The 16,372-nt window shown below is 56.9% G+C and carries 15 protein-coding genes and 1 riboswitch; of the genes, 6 read left to right on the top strand and 9 right to left on the bottom strand.

Annotation, left to right across the window (positions count from 1 at the left end):
* Nucleotides 1-69: 69 nt before the first annotated feature.
* The 3 genes from ACSQ3H_RS05445 to tkt all read right to left on the bottom strand — a co-directional run bounded on the left by ACSQ3H_RS05445 (nt 70) and on the right by tkt (nt 4,574).
* Nucleotides 70-1,266, bottom strand: a complete 1,197-nt coding sequence (locus ACSQ3H_RS05445) for a phosphoglycerate kinase (RefSeq protein ID WP_436116107.1) — start codon at nt 1,264-1,266, stop codon at nt 70-72.
* Nucleotides 1,267-1,523: 257 nt separating this feature from the next.
* The gene (gene gap, locus ACSQ3H_RS05440) at nt 1,524-2,531 is read right to left on the bottom strand and encodes a type I glyceraldehyde-3-phosphate dehydrogenase (RefSeq protein ID WP_436116106.1); all 1,008 of its coding nucleotides are present in this window, start codon (nt 2,529-2,531) and stop codon (nt 1,524-1,526) included.
* 57 nt (nt 2,532-2,588) lie between these two features.
* On the bottom strand, nt 2,589-4,574 hold the full coding sequence (gene tkt / locus ACSQ3H_RS05435) for a transketolase (RefSeq protein WP_436116105.1): 1,986 nt from the start codon (nt 4,572-4,574) through the stop codon (nt 2,589-2,591).
* Nucleotides 4,575-4,868: 294 nt separating this feature from the next.
* Here tkt and ACSQ3H_RS05430 point away from each other — a divergent pair, with 294 nt between their 5' ends.
* Entirely contained in the window at nt 4,869-5,141 is a 273-nt protein-coding gene (locus ACSQ3H_RS05430) for a DUF4164 domain-containing protein (protein ID WP_436116104.1), read from the top strand.
* An 18-nt stretch (nt 5,142-5,159) separates the two neighbouring features.
* Nucleotides 5,160-5,525, top strand: a complete 366-nt coding sequence (locus ACSQ3H_RS05425) for a cell division protein ZapA (protein WP_436116103.1) — start codon at nt 5,160-5,162, stop codon at nt 5,523-5,525.
* Here ACSQ3H_RS05425 and ACSQ3H_RS05420 read toward each other — a convergent pair.
* From ACSQ3H_RS05420 to ACSQ3H_RS05405, 4 genes are all read right to left on the bottom strand, one after another.
* Nucleotides 5,522-7,336 carry an ABC-F family ATP-binding cassette domain-containing protein gene (locus ACSQ3H_RS05420; RefSeq protein WP_436116102.1) on the bottom strand — a complete coding sequence of 605 codons (1,815 nt, stop codon included), beginning with the start codon at nt 7,334-7,336 and terminating at the stop codon, nt 5,522-5,524. The genes ACSQ3H_RS05425 and ACSQ3H_RS05420 overlap by 4 nt on opposite strands.
* 139 nt (nt 7,337-7,475) lie before the next feature.
* A complete protein-coding gene (locus ACSQ3H_RS05415) occupies nt 7,476-7,799 on the bottom strand; it encodes a glycine zipper 2TM domain-containing protein (protein ID WP_436116101.1) in 324 nt (107 codons plus the stop codon).
* A gap of 155 nt (nt 7,800-7,954) precedes the next feature.
* On the bottom strand, nt 7,955-8,248 hold the full coding sequence (locus ACSQ3H_RS05410) for a glycine zipper domain-containing protein (protein WP_436116100.1): 294 nt from the start codon (nt 8,246-8,248) through the stop codon (nt 7,955-7,957).
* Between the two features lie 92 nt (nt 8,249-8,340).
* Nucleotides 8,341-8,976, bottom strand: a complete 636-nt coding sequence (locus ACSQ3H_RS05405; protein WP_436116099.1) for a thiamine diphosphokinase — start codon at nt 8,974-8,976, stop codon at nt 8,341-8,343.
* A gap of 596 nt (nt 8,977-9,572) precedes the next feature.
* Nucleotides 9,573-9,690: riboswitch (TPP riboswitch) on the top strand.
* Between the two features lie 79 nt (nt 9,691-9,769).
* On the opposite strand from ACSQ3H_RS05405, the gene thiB reads away from it, so the two are divergent.
* From thiB to ACSQ3H_RS05385, 4 genes are all read left to right on the top strand, one after another.
* Complete coding sequence (thiB, locus tag ACSQ3H_RS05400) at nt 9,770-10,750, top strand: thiamine ABC transporter substrate binding subunit (protein ID WP_436119361.1); 981 nt, start codon at nt 9,770-9,772, stop codon at nt 10,748-10,750.
* 4 nt (nt 10,751-10,754) lie between these two features.
* Entirely contained in the window at nt 10,755-12,380 is a 1,626-nt protein-coding gene (gene thiP, locus ACSQ3H_RS05395) for a thiamine/thiamine pyrophosphate ABC transporter permease (RefSeq protein ID WP_436116098.1), read from the top strand.
* 64 nt (nt 12,381-12,444) lie between these two features.
* Entirely contained in the window at nt 12,445-13,119 is a 675-nt protein-coding gene (thiQ, locus tag ACSQ3H_RS05390; protein ID WP_436119360.1) for a thiamine ABC transporter ATP-binding protein, read from the top strand.
* Nucleotides 13,120-13,324: 205 nt separating this feature from the next.
* Nucleotides 13,325-14,752 carry a M48 family metalloprotease gene (locus tag ACSQ3H_RS05385; protein WP_436119359.1) on the top strand — a complete coding sequence of 476 codons (1,428 nt, stop codon included), beginning with the start codon at nt 13,325-13,327 and terminating at the stop codon, nt 14,750-14,752.
* 53 nt (nt 14,753-14,805) lie between these two features.
* Here the strand turns inward: ACSQ3H_RS05385 and ACSQ3H_RS05380 are convergent, their stop codons facing one another.
* Both ACSQ3H_RS05380 and fdxA read right to left on the bottom strand, forming a co-directional pair.
* On the bottom strand, nt 14,806-15,405 hold the full coding sequence (locus ACSQ3H_RS05380; RefSeq protein WP_436116097.1) for a CarD family transcriptional regulator: 600 nt from the start codon (nt 15,403-15,405) through the stop codon (nt 14,806-14,808).
* Nucleotides 15,406-15,761: 356 nt separating this feature from the next.
* On the bottom strand, nt 15,762-16,100 hold the full coding sequence (fdxA, locus tag ACSQ3H_RS05375; RefSeq protein WP_436116096.1) for a ferredoxin FdxA: 339 nt from the start codon (nt 16,098-16,100) through the stop codon (nt 15,762-15,764).
* Between the last annotated feature and the right edge of the window lie 272 nt (nt 16,101-16,372).

Here is a 16,372-nt window from a genome sequence, read left to right as displayed (position 1 = left end):
GAAGATAACATTTTCTGTTGTTCGTTAATCGGCGTGGGCAAACGACCCGGTTCGCATACGATACAAACTTTACCGTTTCTTCAAAACGTCGACGCCAGGCAAGGGCTTGCCTTCCATCCATTCGAGAAAAGCGCCGCCCGCCGTCGAGACATAGGTGAAATCATCAGCAACGCCGGCATGGTTGAGTGCGGCAACCGTATCGCCGCCGCCGGCAACCGAAACGAGCTGACCCGCCTTGGTCCGTTCCGCCACATGGCGGGCAGCAGCGACTGTCGCATGGTCGAAGGGATGCAACTCGAAGGCGCCAAGCGGACCGTTCCAGACCAGCGTCGAGGCATCGTCGATCGCGCCCTTGATGCGCTCGATCGATTGCGGTCCCACATCGAGAATCATGCCGTCGTCCGGAATGGCATCGAGACCATACGCATGGAAAGGCGCATTGGCTTCGAAGTGCCAGGCAACGATGGCATCGACCGGCAGAATGATGGTGCAATTGGCAGCATTTGCCTTGGCCATGATTTCGCGCGCTGTCGCAGCGAGATCATGTTCGCACAGCGATTTTCCGACATTCACGCCTTGAGCGGCAAGAAATGTGTTGGCCATACCGCCGCCGATAACCAGCGCATCGACTTTTTGGACCAGATTGCCAAGGAGATCGAGCTTGGACGAAACCTTGGCACCGCCGACAATGGCAACGACAGGACGTTTCGGATTGCCAAGGCCCTTTTCCAGCGCCTGGAGTTCTGCCTCCATCGTACGCCCGGCATAGGCGGGAAGAAGCCGCGCGAGCCCTTCAGTGGAGGCATGGGCACGGTGGGCTGCCGAGAATGCGTCATTGACGTAGATATCGCCAAGAGCTGCAAGAGCCTTCACATAGGCCTGATCGTTCTTTTCCTCGCCCTTGTGAAAGCGCGTATTTTCCAGAAGCAGGATGTCGCCATTTCTCAGCTTGGCAACCGCTTCCACAGCCTTGTCGCCGATGCTGTCTTCGGCAAACTGGACACTGTGATCGATGACTTTGGATACCGCCTGTGCAATCGGCTTCAGCGAGAATTCCGGCGTCGGACCATCCTTGGGTCGGCCGAAATGCGCCAGCAGAATAACCTTGGCGCCCTTCTTCGACAGTTCAAGAATGGTCGGTGCAACCCTTTCGATACGCGTTGCATCCGTTACCTCGCCATTTGCAACCGGGACATTCAGATCAACGCGCACAAGCACGCGTTTTCCGGAGACATCGGCATCATCTAGCGTCTTGAAAGCAGTCATGGTCCTACCTCGTCTGAAACACGGCCATCATTCAGCTGAAACCGAACGATCCGGGTAAACCTGATCAAATACAAATTTGGCCGGTGTTGTCGACCCGCCATCGAAATTGGATCGCTGGAGATCTTCCGAGAAATTCGGCCCGATGAGTCAGTTGATGTGGTTTTCGAGAACCGGAGCGCAATGGACTTTTTCGTCCATAGCACCGGAAGCGGAGAAAATCGCATCAAATGGCCATCAGGCCGGATTTATCGAAGGTCTCAAATCACCCTGCCAAACGCGACAGCAGTATCAGCCATCCGGTTCGAGAAGCCCCACTCATTATCATACCAGGACAGGATACGTACGAATGTGCCGTCCATGACCTTGGTTTGGTCGATGTGGAAGATCGACGAATGTGAATCGTGGTTGAAATCGATCGAGACGTTCGGCGCATCCGTATACCCGAGGATGCCCTTCAGCTTGCCGTTGGCGGCCGACTTGATGGCGTCGTTGATCTCGGCAACTGTGGTCGACCGCTTGGCGATGAACTTGAAATCCACGACCGAGACGTTCGGGGTGGGAACGCGGATCGCGGTACCATCGAGCTTGCCGTTGAGTTCAGGCAGCACGAGACCGACGGCCTTGGCGGCACCCGTCGATGTCGGGATCATCGACAGCGCAGCGGCGCGACCGCGATAGAGATCCTTGTGCATCGTATCCAGCGTCGGCTGATCGCCGGTGTAGCTGTGGATGGTGGTCATGAAGCCCTTTTCGATGCCGACGGCTTCGTTGAGGATGTAGGCGACCGGCGCAAGGCAGTTCGTCGTGCAGGAAGCGTTGGAAATGACCATGTGGTCTTTCGTCAGCTTGTGATCATTGACGCCGAAGACAACGGTCAGGTCAGCACCATCGGCAGGCGCCGAAACGATGACGCGTTTCGCACCGGCTTCAAGATGGGCGGCAGCCTTGTCGCGCGCGGTGAAGATACCGGTGCATTCCAGCGCGATATCGACGTTGAGCTCTTTCCACGGCAATTCGACCGGATTGCGCACGGCAGTAACCTTGATCGGTCCGCGGCCCACGTCGATCGTGTCGCCGTCAACTGTCACTGTTCCCGGAAACCGGCCGTGGACACTGTCGTAGCGCATCAGATGGGCATTGGTCTCGACCGGGCCGAGATCGTTGATCGCAACGACCTCGATGTCGGTGCGGCCGGATTCCACAATGGCGCGAAGAACGTTGCGGCCGATGCGGCCAAATCCGTTGATTGCAACGCGAACTGTCATTTGTATTTCTCCCTGGGTTCTGGGGCCCCTAAATGAATTATGCAGGAATGATGGAGATTATTTCAACTTCGCTTCCGCCGCTGCGACGATATGGTTCGCGGTGATGCCGAAATGCTCGTACAGCGCTTCGATCGGGCCGCTGGCGCCAAAGCCGGTCATACCGACAAAAATGCCGTCGACACCGATAAACCGGTCCCATCCAAGGCGAATGGCAGCTTCGACCGCCACCTTCACCGGCGCATCACCGAGCAGTACGCGCTTGTACTCGTCGCTTGTCTGTTCAAAAAGTTCGAAGCAGGGAACGGAAACGACCCGCGTCGGATGGCCGTCTTTTTCCAGCTGCGTCCGCGCATTGAGAGCGATTTCGACTTCCGAACCCGTGGCGAAGATGGTGACTTCGGCCTTGCCGCTTGCCGCTGCGAGTTCATAGGCACCATAGGCGCACTTATTCTCCGCGACATGTTCGGTGCGGACCGTCGGCAGGTTCTGGCGGGTCAAGGCGATTGTCGACGGTGTCTTGCGTGACTTCAGCGCCAATTCCCAGCACTCGGCTGTTTCAACGACATCGGCCGGGCGGAACACATAATTGTTAGGAATGGCCCGCAGTGCCGCCAGATGTTCAACCGGCTGGTGCGTCGGACCGTCTTCGCCGAGACCAATCGAATCGTGGGTCATGACATAGACAACGCGAATGCCCATCAGGCTCGAAAGCCGCATCGCGCCGCGCGCATAATCCGAGAACGTCAGGAAGGTGCCGGAATAGGGGATGAGGCCGCCGTGCAGCGACATACCGTTCATCGCCGCCGCCATGCCATGCTCGCGAATACCGTAATGCACGTAGCGCTGGCCGTAATCTTCAGGTGTAATATTGCTGGTCTGGCTGGTCTTGGTATTGTTGGACCCTGTCAGATCTGCGGAACCACCAATCGTCTCCGGGATAATCCCGTTGATAACTTCAAGCGCCATCTCGGAAGCCTTGCGGGTCGCAACTTTCGGCTTCTCTTCCGAAAGCTTTTTCTTGTAGGCACTGATTGTCGCTTCGAAATTATCCGGCAAATCACCGCGAAGGCGGCGATCCCATTCCGAACGGATGCTGGAACCGGCAGCCGCGAGACGCTCGTCCCAGGCTTGATGTTCCTTGGCGGAACGCAGACCGGCAAGACGCCACGCGTCAAGAATGTCCGCAGGCACGACGAAAGGCTCCGCCGTCCAGCCAAGTGCCTTGCGTGCGCCGGCAAGTTCTTCGGCGCCAAGCGGCGAACCGTGAACCTTGTTGGTGCCAGCCTTGGTCGGGGCACCAAAGCCGATCGTCGTCTTGCAGGCGATCAGCGTCGGCTTGTCTGACTTTTGCGCCTTTTCGATCGCAGCGGCAATCGCATCCTGATCATGGCCGTCAATGCTTATGGAATTCCAGCCCGAGGCTTCGACGCGGGCGCATTGATCGGTATTGTCCGCCAGTGAAACCGGGCCGTCGATGGAAATATTATTGTGGTCCCAGAAGACAATGAGCTTGTTCAGCTTGAGGTGACCAGCAAGTGCAATCGCTTCCTGGCTGATGCCTTCCATCAAACAGCCATCGCCAACGATGACATAGGTATGGTGATCGACCAGCTCATCGCCGAAATGCGCATTCATGATGCGTTCGGAAAGCGCCATGCCTACGGAGTTGGCAAGGCCCTGACCGAGCGGGCCGGTTGTCGTTTCGATACCGGCGGCATGACCGTATTCAGGATGACCTGCGGTGCGCGATCCGAGTTGGCGGAAGTTCTTGATCTCGTCGATGGTGATGTCTTCGTAGCCGGTCAGATACAGCAGCGAATAGAGCAGCATCGAGCCGTGACCGGCGGAAAGCACGAAACGGTCGCGGTCGGGCCAGTGCGGTGCTTTCGGATCAAATTTGAGGAAGCGGGTGAAAAGGACGGTCGCAATATCGGCTGCGCCCATGGGAAGACCAGGATGGCCAGAATTGGCTTTTTCCACAGCATCCGCCGAAAGGAAGCGGATTGCATTGGCCATTTGGTTGGATTTTTCAGAATTGGTCATGTTCACCGTCTTTCAAAGAGGAAAGGAGATGCCGTCTCTGGACGCCGGTCAGACAATATCCAAAAGGCACGCGACACATAGCAGGTGTCTTCAGGGAGTCAATAAAACCTAAGGCAAATTGGCCCCATCGACAAACGGGTCTTTCGTCGCAAGAGATTATTATCGGTGCATGACCGAACCATGACTGCTCGGATTGATTGACGCGGCGTTGATGTAACCCTTAGACTCTCCAAGATAAGCTGTTCTTCTTTTTGCGATTCGTTTAAAAAGATTGACACATGGGGAAGTGTTGAAATGGCATCGGAAGCCACCCTCAAACAGGTTCTTGAAAGACTGGTAAAAGCTTTGGCGTCCCTGGAGGATGCGGTTGACGTGCGTCTCGAGCATGAAGGCGATTTTGCCGAGGCCGAAGAAGAAGTGCAGCGCATGAACATGGACCGGCGCAAGCTTGCCCAGGAACTCGACGCATCGGAAGGTCGGGCCGAGCGTCTGGAAGCGGCCAACAAGGAAGTATCGCGCCGCCTCGTGGCTGCGATGGAATCCATCCGCACCGTTCTTGATCGATAAACCTGAAAGAGACTAACCATGGCCACTGTAACAGTTACGATCGACGGCAAAGCCTACAGAATGGCTTGCGACGAAGGCCAGGAACAACACCTGACCGGCCTTGCCGAACGTTTCGACCGCTATGTCACACATCTGAAATCATCATTTGGCGAGATCGGCGATTTGCGTCTGACGGTCATGGCCGGCATCATGGTCATGGACGAACTCAGCGAATTGCAGATGCGGGTCAAGGGTCTCGAAAACGAAGCGGAAGCGCTCCGCAAGGGTCGTGACGAGGCCTTGGCCAAGGCTGACAACAATGACGCGGCGATCACCGGCGTGCTGTCCGAAGTGACGACCCGCATCGAGACGCTGGCAACCAAGCTCGCGCCAAAGGCGAATTAGCCTTCAATCTCTTCGCGCAGCATTTCGAGCTCCAGCCACTCGTGCTCGTAGGTTTCGAGGCTGTGGCGCTTCTTTCCGATTTCTTCGACCGTCTTGTTAAACGATGCGGCGTTCTTGGCGAACAGTTCAGGATCTGCCAGTTTCTCCTCAAGCGTAGCAATCTCGCCGTGCAGTGCTTCAATCTTTCCCGGCAGGGTTTCAAGCGCGAATTTCTGCTTGTAGGAAAGCTTGCGTTTTTCCTCGCGCTGCACCTGAGCCTTGTCGGCTGAGCCACCAGATTGCGGCTTGGCGCTCTTCAACTCCTTGCGCGTTGCCAGCGCAGCTTCCTTACGTTGTGCCAGCATGTCTGTGTAGCCGCCGGCATATTCCAGCCAACGCCCATCACCTTCAGGCGCAATGACAGACGTCACTGTCCGGTCGAGGAAATCGCGATCATGGCTGACGAGGAGCACGGTTCCGGCAAAGCCGGCTACCAGTTCCTGCAACAGATCGAGCGTTTCCATGTCTAGATCATTGGTCGGCTCATCGAGCACCAGCAAATTGGCCGGCCGCGCAAGAACCCGTGCCAGCATGAGCCGCGCCCTTTCACCGCCGGAAAGCTCGCGAATGGGCGTGCGCAGTTGCTCTGGCTGGAACAGAAAGTCCTTCATATAGGAGGCAACATGGCGCTGCTCGCCATTGACGATGACGTTTTCGCCGCGCCCGTCGGTCAGATAATCGGACAGTGTCTGTTCGAGGTTGAGACTGTCTCGCTTCTGGTCGAGGATGGCGATCTCGAGATTGGTACCGAGCTTGACAAACCCGCTGTCTGGCGCAAGCACCCCGGTCAGCATCGACAACAATGTCGTCTTGCCCGCACCGTTGGGCCCGACAAAGCCGACGCAGTTTCCGCGCTGGATCCGCGTCGAGAAATCATTGACCAGCACCAGATCGCCATAGGCTTTGACGAGATGCTCCGCCTCTATGACGAGCTTGCCGGACTCTCTTGCATCGCTGGCTTTCAGCACGGCCTTGCCTTGAGCGCCGCGGTGATTGCGGAACTCACTGCGCATGGACTGCAGATCGCCCAGACGTCGCATATTGCGCTTGCGCCGCGCCGTCACGCCATAGCGCAGCCAGTGCTCTTCCCGTACGATCTGACGCCCTAGCTTGTGCAGATCGCGCTCTTCCTCTTCGAGAACCTTGTCGCGCCATTCCTCGAAAGCGCCGAAGCCCTGATCGAGACGCTTCGTCACGCCGCGATCCAGCCAGATGGTCGAGCGGCTGACATTCTCCAGGAAGCGCCTGTCATGCGAAATGACCACGATCGCAGAACGTATCTGGCGCAATTCGCCTTCCAGCCACTCAATCGTTGTCAGATCCAGATGGTTCGTCGGCTCGTCGAGCAATAGAATGTCGGGTTGTGGCGCCAGCACCTTGGCCAAGGCGGCACGCCGCGTTTCGCCACCGGAAAGATTGTCGGGCTCTTCCTCGCCCGTCAGGCCGAGATGTTCCAGCAGGTAGCTGACGCGGTAGAGATCGTCGGCCGGTCCAAGACCCGCCTCGACATAGGCGCGCACATTGGCAAAGCCGTCCATATCGGGAGCCTGCGCCAGATAGCGCACGGTCACCCCCGGGTGCTTGAACACTTCGCCATCGGTCGGTGCGATAAACCCGGCGGCAATTTTCAGCAGTGTGGATTTACCCGATCCGTTGCGGCCGACCAGCGCAATGCGGTCGTTTTCGCTGACGGAAATGGCCGCGTCGCTCAAGAGCGGTGTGCCGCCAAATGTCAGCGCTATCTGGTCAAGACGGAGAAGAGGGGGAGCCATGCACGTTTACAGTTCTGGAAAATGAAGCCACGATCGAAGGTCGCCGTGCTTGTCGGCGAGATTGTCGCCGCTGTCAAATGACATGAAGCAAAACAGGCCGGAATTTCCGGCCTGCTGGATTTAAATCAGTCGGTTGCGATCAGTATCCGCCGCCGCCGCCGCCAGTGCCTTCGCACGGGGCCTCGTAAATCGATCCATCACGCCGCTGGTAACGGCAGTAGTTGCCACTCTGGCCCTTGGGCGTCGTGGCTGTACCAATGACTGCACCAAGAAGTGCGCCGCCTGCTGCACCAACTACAGTGCTCTTTGTATCATGTCCAAGAGCCTGGCCGGCCAGCGCACCAACGCCGCCACCGATCAAAGCGCCCGTCCCGGCACGTTGATTTTGCTCACTGGTTGCGCAACCGGCTAGAGACATGGCCAGAAGCGCGGAAACCGCAATTGCGGTCAAACGAATTGTCATCTTAAAAATCCTCTCACATCAAATAGAACGCCACAAACCCTGCTTTGGTAATGCGGCAGAAGAAAGATCGCAGCGCCTTCGCTTAACATCTGCAACCTTCAAAACGATACAGGCCGGTAAGCCGGCCTGTATGTCGTTCTCGGATCGTAAGCTGATTAGTAGCGACGGCACGGCGCGCGGTAGCGTTCACCATAGCGATTTTCGTAAGTGCAATAGCGGCCGCCACTGTTGTTGTTGGTTGCAGCGCCCACCAGGGCACCACTGGCACCACCGATCGCGGCACCTGCGAGGGCACCACGGCCACTACCCGTGATTGCGCCACCGGCCAGCGCACCCAGTGCAGCACCACCGACGCCATAACCGGCTACGCGCTGATCGCTGGTCGTGCAACCGGCAACCGAGAGCGCTAAAAGCCCCGCAACTGCAATCGTAGACAAACTTTTCAACATGGAAGACCTCTCCGTTTTAAAACCAAACTCACCAGCTTGCGTCCCCAATGCTGTGTGCCAACAATTACACTTTCCGCTTTATTTTACAAGCGTTAGGCGATTTGCGTCGCAGCAATCAGGATCGCTTTACCCGAATGAAGTGACACGTGGAGATTCCCACGCACGGCATTCGACACCGTAAGCGATGAACCGAAAGAAAGTTCCACATTTTCCAGCGGCCAGCGCGCGCCATGGATAAAAAGTCCGTGTAATTGCGAAAATGCAACAATGCTGAAGAGCGTTCCATCGGCAAAATCGAAGTCATAGGAGCCCGCAACCAGAGGATGTGCCTCCTCATAACCGCTGGAGAGAACAAGCTTTCGCCCTTCAGCCGCGTGAGCCGTCGCCATGGTCAGATGCAGCAGCGCGTGATCGGTACGCGGACCGCCAAATGCACCGCACAGAATGACCTCGGTTGCACCCAAGCGGTAAGCTTCGTTCAGGGCAAGTTCGCCATCGGTCATGTCCTTGGCCGCTGGAAATACAACGCGCGGCACGTGGGCATATAACGCGTCGAGTTCCGGTGAGGTCGAATCGAAATCGCCAAGCCAGAGTTCTGGGTCAAGCCCGAGCGATTCGGCATGCGCAATCCCGCCATCGGCTGCAAGCACCCGCGCGCCGGCGACAAGACGCAGGAGACGGTCAGTGACGTGGACGGTTCCGCCAAGAAGAAGAACGAATTTGCTCATGTTTCGCCCATAGCATGCGTGAGGGCGGGGAGATAGATGCGCCTGGATAAAGAACCCCTCCCTGCTGCTGCGCAGCCTCCCTCCTCACAAGGGGGAGGGCAAGGGGCGGCGCCGTCGCGGCGAGCCCTCCAGATCAAAAATAATCGTGGCGACTTATCCACACCCTCCAAACATCACTTATTCTAACGGCGTCCTTTCCATGGGGAACTGCTTCCGGAGCCGTTCGAAGTGGGGAGAGGATCGGCGCCTCCGATGGCGGGTAACGGACCCGCCGTCCGGGGAAGTTCTGTCCAAGGGTTCCCCTGCCGGTACTAAGGCCGGTGCGTGCTGGACGAGCACTGTGAGGGCGGCAGATTGGCTGGGCGCAGTCCTGGCCGCTGGCGTTTCCGACGCGGAACGGACGGGATCAAAAAACGCCGGACGGGCGGTCTTCGGATCGCATTTTTATTCTACCAAGACGCGCTTCGACGACCGCCCGGCTTTCCCACCATCATTCGATGGCCAGACTCAGATGAGGGCGTGGCAACGGGAAAACATGTCGCTCGGCCGACGAGGCATGTTGCTTGCACGGCCAAGGCTTTATCTCTAATCTTTGCAATGCTCTAACGGGGTGCCAATTCGCAAGGATCGGCTGAGAGGCTTCAGGAAAAATCCTGCCAACCCGCGGAACCTGATCCGGTTTGTACCGGCGGAGGGATTAGACGCGGCATGTAGCCGGCGCACCAATCCTTTTGAATTTTAACTCTAGGAGGCGCCGATGCGGCCATTCGACATTATTCTGAAATCTGTGAGCATGGCGAGCGTTCTCGCGCTTGCGCTTGCCGGACCGGCAAAAGCCGATGGCAAACTGACCGTCTATACCTATGAAAGCTTCACTGCCGAATGGGGTCCAGGGCCAAAGGTCAAGGAAGCTTTCCAAAAGCAATGCAATTGCACCGTGGACTTCGTCGCCGTCACCGATGGCGTCGCTCTGCTTAACCGCCTCAAGCTTGAAGGTGCATCGACCAAAGCGGACGTCGTACTCGGCCTCGATACCAACCTGACCTATGAGGCGAAGGAAACCGGACTGTTCGCCCCACACGGGATCGACACAAGTGCGATCAACATTCCGGGGGGTTACAAGGACGATACTTTCGTTCCTTACGACTACGGCTATTTCGCTGTGATCTACGATACGGAAAAACTCAAGAATCCGCCCGCGAGCCTGAAGCAATTGGTCGAGGGCGATCCAAAACAGAAGATCGTTATCGAAGACCCTCGCACCTCGACGCCGGGACTTGGCCTCCTGCTCTGGGTGAAGGCCGTCTATGGCGACAAGACCGGCGAAGCCTGGGCCAAGCTGAAAGATCGCGTTCTGACAGTGACTCCGGGCTGGTCGGAAGCCTACGGCCTGTTCACCAAGGGCGAAGCACCGCTGGTTCTTTCCTATACGACCTCGCCTGCCTATCATCTGATCGCCGAGAAAACCGATCGCTACAAGGCCGCTGCATTCGAAGAGGGGCACTACCTGCAGGTCGAAGTGGCCGCGCAAACCGCCAATGGCGCCAAAAATCCACTTTCGGCCCAGTTCCTGACATTCATGACCGGCACATCGTTTCAGGACACCATTCCCGAAAACAACTGGATGTTTCCGGCGGCAAAGACAAGCGGACCACTCAACCCTGCCTTCGACACGTTGGTGAAGCCGGCAAAGACCCTGATCTTTTCGCCGGAGGAAGTGGCCAAGAATCGGAAGGTCTGGATCGACGAATGGTTGTCGGCCATGAGCCTGTAGCGCTTTGACCGCCTTGAAGCCATTGGCGGGGGCTCTCGCCCTCGCCTTTCTTGCCCTGCTTGCGGGGGGCGCTTTGCTCAGTCTTGCTATCGAGGCGCTAAGCGGCAGCATGGAAGGTTTCGCGGCCTTCGACAGCTATCTGTGGCGGATTACCCGCTTCACATTGCTGCAGGCGCTGCTCTCAATGCTGCTTTCGGTGGCATTCGCCATTCCGCTCGCCCGCGCGCTGCATGCGCATCCGGCCTTCCCCGGACGCGCCATGATCCTGCGGCTTTTCGCTCTGCCCCTTGCTCTGCCTGCCCTCGTCGCCGTGCTCGGCGTCACCAGCATCTATGGCCGCAATGGTCTGCTTGCTGCTTTTTTCGATTGGCTCGGGCTGGACGTCACTCCCAATATTTACGGCCTGACCGGCATCCTTATCGCACACGTGTTCTTCAACCTGCCGCTGGCAACACGGCTTATCCTTTCGAGCCTCGATTCCATTCCGGAAGACTATTGGAAACTCTCCTCACAACTTGGCATGGGGGGATGGGCACGGTTCCGGCTGATCGAGTGGCCAGTGATCCTGCGCAACCTTTCCGGCATTGCCGGGCTGATTTTCATGCTGTGCATCACGTCCTTTACCGTCGTCTTGACGCTCGGCGGAGGACCACGGGCGACCACGCTTGAGGTCGCGATCTACCAGTCGCTGCATTTCGATTTCGACATTGCGCGAGCGGTCTCGCTGACGCTCGTGCAGCTGTGCCTGACCATTGCGGTTCTGTCGGTTCTGGGCTTGACGGGACGCCCTGCCGAGGAGGGATTCAGCCTGCGCACGACAACACGCCGTTTTGAACAGCCGACAGGAAAAGCAAAGCTTCTGGACGGCACGTTAATAATCCTCGGACTGCTTTTCGTTGCACTACCCATAGCTGGAACCGTGGTTTCCGGTCTGGCGGCCGATCTCACCCGGCTTCTCGGCGAGAGTCTTGTGTGGCGTGCAATCCTGACGAGTCTAGTCCTTGGAGCAAGCGCGGCTGCGCTGTCGCTGATCATTTCCCTGGCGCTGGTCATGGCCCGCGAATATCTGGCGAGTCGACGCCGTTATGCACCGCCAAAACTGTTCGAGCGCTCGCTTGATCGCGGCGCAAGCCTGATCATGGTTGTTCCGCCGATTGTGCTCGGCGCCGGATGGTTCATCCTGTCGCGCCATTTTGCTGATCCATTCAGCCTAGCACCCGTCATGGTCGTGAGCGTCAACGCTGCGATGGCGATACCCTTTGCTTTTCGCATTCTGCGCCCGACATGGGATACGGCGGCAAGCCGCCACAACAGGCTGTGTGCGCAATTGGGCATTAGCGGACGGAACCGGCTTCATCTGATCGACTGGCCGGTTCTGAAACGGCCATCGAGCGTCGCTTTCGCCTTTGCGATGGCGCTATCGCTCGGGGATCTTGGAACGATTGCTCTCTTCGGTAACAATTCCGTTCAGACCCTGCCCTATTTACTGCTGCAACGCATGGGCAGCTATCGGACACAGGACGCCGCAGGTCTCGCGCTTATTCTTGGGGTGCTGTGCCTGTTCCTGATGATCGCGGCTGACAAAGGTGCAGGCACTCTGACGAAGAGAGAGGTCGGAAACATTGGCTGAACTCTCCCGAACCCAAAGCGGTGCCGACATCCGCCTTGATGCGGTCGATTTCGACTATGGCGATATGGCGATGCATTTCGATCTTACCATAGAGCCATCGACGATCACCGCGGTCATAGGACCGAGTGGATCTGGAAAATCGACGCTTCTCAATCTCATTGCCGGATTCGAAACGGCCAAATCCGGAAGAATTTTGATCGGCGGTACCGACGTCACTGGTGCCGCGCCATCCGAACGGCCTGTCTCCATGGTTTTTCAGGACAACAATCTCTTTGCGCACCTCGATGTCGCCGCAAATATCGGCCTGGGTCGAAGACCTGATCTCAAGCTCAACGAGACCGACAAGGCGGCAATTGCCAAGGCTATTCAGAAGGTCGGACTGACGGGGAAGGAAAAGCGAAAGCCGGAAGCGCTGTCAGGCGGCGAACGTCAGCGTGTGGCGATTGCCCGCGCCCTCGTACGAAACCGGCCAATACTTCTGTTGGATGAGGCATTCGCCTCTCTCGGCCCGGCTTTGCGACACGAGATGCTCGACCTTGTCGGTATTCTGCAGGAAGAAACCAGCATGACCGTAGTTATGGTCACGCATCATCCGGATGATGCGTTGCGTCTGCCCTCCAGGCTAATTTTCCTCGACAACGGTAAAATCGCGGCTTCCGGATCGGCAAAAGAACTATTGTCTGATAAGAGACCGTCGCTGTTGCGAAAATACCTCGGCGCAGAAGACTCTGGCCTTTGACATATTTTCGACGCCTTGCCACATTCAAGAGACCAATGAATTTCTTGCCCAGAACTGCTCGCCGGGCTAGCAAGAATACGTACATACAAGTTTTGCGCGCGCGCGTGACGATAATGAGGACATGATACTGGCTTCGCACAATTCCCCCACAAGCAACGGATGGTTCCATCCTGCCGCTCGCGTCCGGAATCTTGCGTCGGCAACATTGCTGCTTGCCTTTTTGTCAGGATGCCAGGTTCTCAATGTCGGCAAGGAAGATGCGCTCGGACCTTCGTCCAATCCGGTAACGGTTGATAATGTCACCAAGAACGACAGGCTGGCAAAACTGAGTGCCGAGCAGCATCCGCGTATTCTTGCGACTTATGGTGGTGAATACAAGGATGCCAAGCTCGAACGCATGGTCGCCAAGGTCGTCGGTAACCTGACCACGGTTTCCGATAATCCGACGCATACCTATCGCATCACCATCCTGAACTCGCCGAACATCAACGCCTTTGCGCTCCCCGGCGGCTATCTGTATGTGACGCGCGGCCTTCTCGCCCTCGCCAATGACAGTGCCGAACTCGCAGCCGTCATCGCACATGAGATGGGTCATGTGATCGCCAATCACGGGATTGAACGCCAGCAGCGCGAACAGGAAGCACAAATTGCCGGTCGCGTCGTTTCGGAAGTCTTGCAGGACGACAGTGCTGGACGCGAAGCGCTCATCCGGGGCAAGCTGCGCATGGCGCAGTTCTCGCGTAACCAGGAACTGCAGGCCGACGCCATCGGCATCAAGATGATAGGTGAGGCTGGCTATGATCCGTTCGCGGCTGCCCGCTTCCTGCAATCCATGGCATCTTATGCGGATTTCCGCAGTGTCTCAGGTGCGACCGATGCCAGCCTCGACTTTCTTGCCAGCCACCCTTCAGCACCACAGCGCATAGAACTTGCGCGTGGTCACGCCCGTCGTATAGGCGCACCGGGTGTCGGCACGACCGATCGCGATTCCTTCCTCCAGGGCATTGACGGCCTTCTTTATGGTGACACGCCGGAGGAAGGCTACGTTCGCGGACGCAACTTCGTTCATCCGCTGCTTGGCGTGAGCTTCACCGTTCCCGACGGTTTTGTTATCGACAACAGCGCCGACGCCGTCATGGCAACGGGTCCCGGCGAAGTGGCAATCCGCTTCGACGGAACGCAGGTTTCCGGCAACCCGACAATGACCGACTACATGCGTAGCGGCTGGGTAACGGGTCTGGACAATGCGAGTGTTCAAGCGACGACTTTCAATGGCATGCCCGCCGCAAGCGCAAAAGCGCGCGCGGATCGCTGGGAATTCGACATATTCGTCGTCAATGCCGGCAACCGGATCTATCGCTTCCTGACCGCTGCGCCAACAGGAAGCACCGCGTTGATACCGGCATCTCAGACCGTGATCCAGAGCTTTCACCTGCTGACGCCGGGAGAGAAGGCAAATATCAAGCCCCTGCGCATCCGTGTCGTCACGGTTAAGCCAGGCGACACGCTGGTCAGCCTCTCCAACCAGATCATGGGAACCGATCGCAAGCTCGATCTCTTCCGTCTGATCAATGCATTGCCGCCCGGCGGAACGGTTTCCGCCGGCGACAAGGTCAAGATCATTAGCGAATAAAAAAAAGCCCGGCATTGCCGGGCCTTCTTTTATTGAATTGGATGAACCCGCTTTTACGCGGCCTCTTCCTGCTCGTCTTCAACAACGACGTCTGCCTCAACCTCACTCTCTTCAGCCTTAGCACCACGCTTCGGCCCCTTGGCGAGGTTAACCTCAATAAGACGCACGGCTTCTGTTTCCGACATCTTGTTGACCGCAGAAATCTCGCGAGCCATGCGATCGAGCGCAGCCTCATAAAGCTGGCGTTCGGAATAGGACTGTTCCGGCTGGTTGTCGGCGCGGAAAAGATCGCGTACGACTTCCGAAATCGAGATCAGATCGCCTGAATTGATCTTCGCATCATACTCCTGGGCGCGGCGCGACCACATGGTCCGCTTGATACGCGCGCGACCCTGGACAACCTTCAACGCGCGATCAACGTAGTCTGTCTCTGAAAGTTTGCGCATACCGATAGCTGTTGCCTTGGCGACCGGTACCTTCAAGCGCATCTTGTCTTTCTGAAAATCAATAACGAACAGTTCAAGCTTGTGGCCTGCCACTTCCTGTTCCTCGATATTGACAATTTGACCTACGCCGTGTGCCGGATATACAATAAACTCACCCGTTTTAAATCCGATACGCTGGGCGGTTTTTTTCTGCTGAACTGCTGTCATGCGCTTAACTACTCCTTGCTGCGCCCGGCAAAACGCACCGGCTAAACCAATCACTGGAAACCGGAACCCGGTTTGTCGGCCGCCAATATTGTCACGCAAAAGCACTCCGGACAACACAGCCTGACGGGCAAACAAACCACAACGCCCTGAACTGCCGAGTCCGAAATAAATCTAGCCGATTGGTGATTTATGCTTTAGCGCCACGAAATTGACGTCCAATGATCCACATATGCTGGAACCATATCACGAAAAGTGATTAGAATCAACTTTTTGCTGCGTTTGCTCAAAAGGCGGAATATTGCAAGACCTGCCCCTTGATAGAACCCGACTATTTATTTCTAAACTCGAATAAAATATTAGTCGCCTTCTCCGGGCTCCGGCGAAAAGAACTTTTCAAACTTGCCTTCAATGCCATCCATATCCTTGGCGTCGGCAGGAGCGTCGCGTTTCTGGGAAATATTAGGCCACTTTTCTGCATATTCCGCATTGATCTGCAACCATTTGTCGAGCCCCGGCTCGGTGTCCGGCTTGATGGCTTCCGCGGGACATTCAGGTTCGCAAACGCCACAATCAATGCATTCATCTGGATGGATGACGAGCATATTGTCGCCTTCGTAAAAACAATCGACGGGACAGACCTCAACGCAATCCATATATTTGCAGCGGATGCAATTGTCGGTCACAACATAAGTCATTTGCTGGCTCCTGAAGACACCGCTATCAGCGTGTCAGCGGTTGAGGTAACGATTTGACGCCGGGCTGACAAGAGGGGAAAATAAGCTGCGGCACCAGAACGCGGCCCGCATCATGTCAAAGCTCCGGAGATCGTCCCCGTTGGACCCGAACATGGGCCACACCCAAGTACGCACGGCGCCATTCATCGCACCACGAAGCCTGAGCTACAAGCAACCCTTGTCTCTTGCTAGCACATTTCGCGAAATATTATTTTATCTGGACGGCCGCTAGT

This window comes from Phyllobacterium sp. LjRoot231 (assembly GCF_964253365.1).
Classification (GTDB): domain Bacteria; phylum Pseudomonadota; class Alphaproteobacteria; order Rhizobiales; family Rhizobiaceae; genus Phyllobacterium.
The sequence above is the reverse complement of the archived record's forward strand: the minus strand, read 5'-3'. Positions and strand labels throughout refer to the sequence as shown.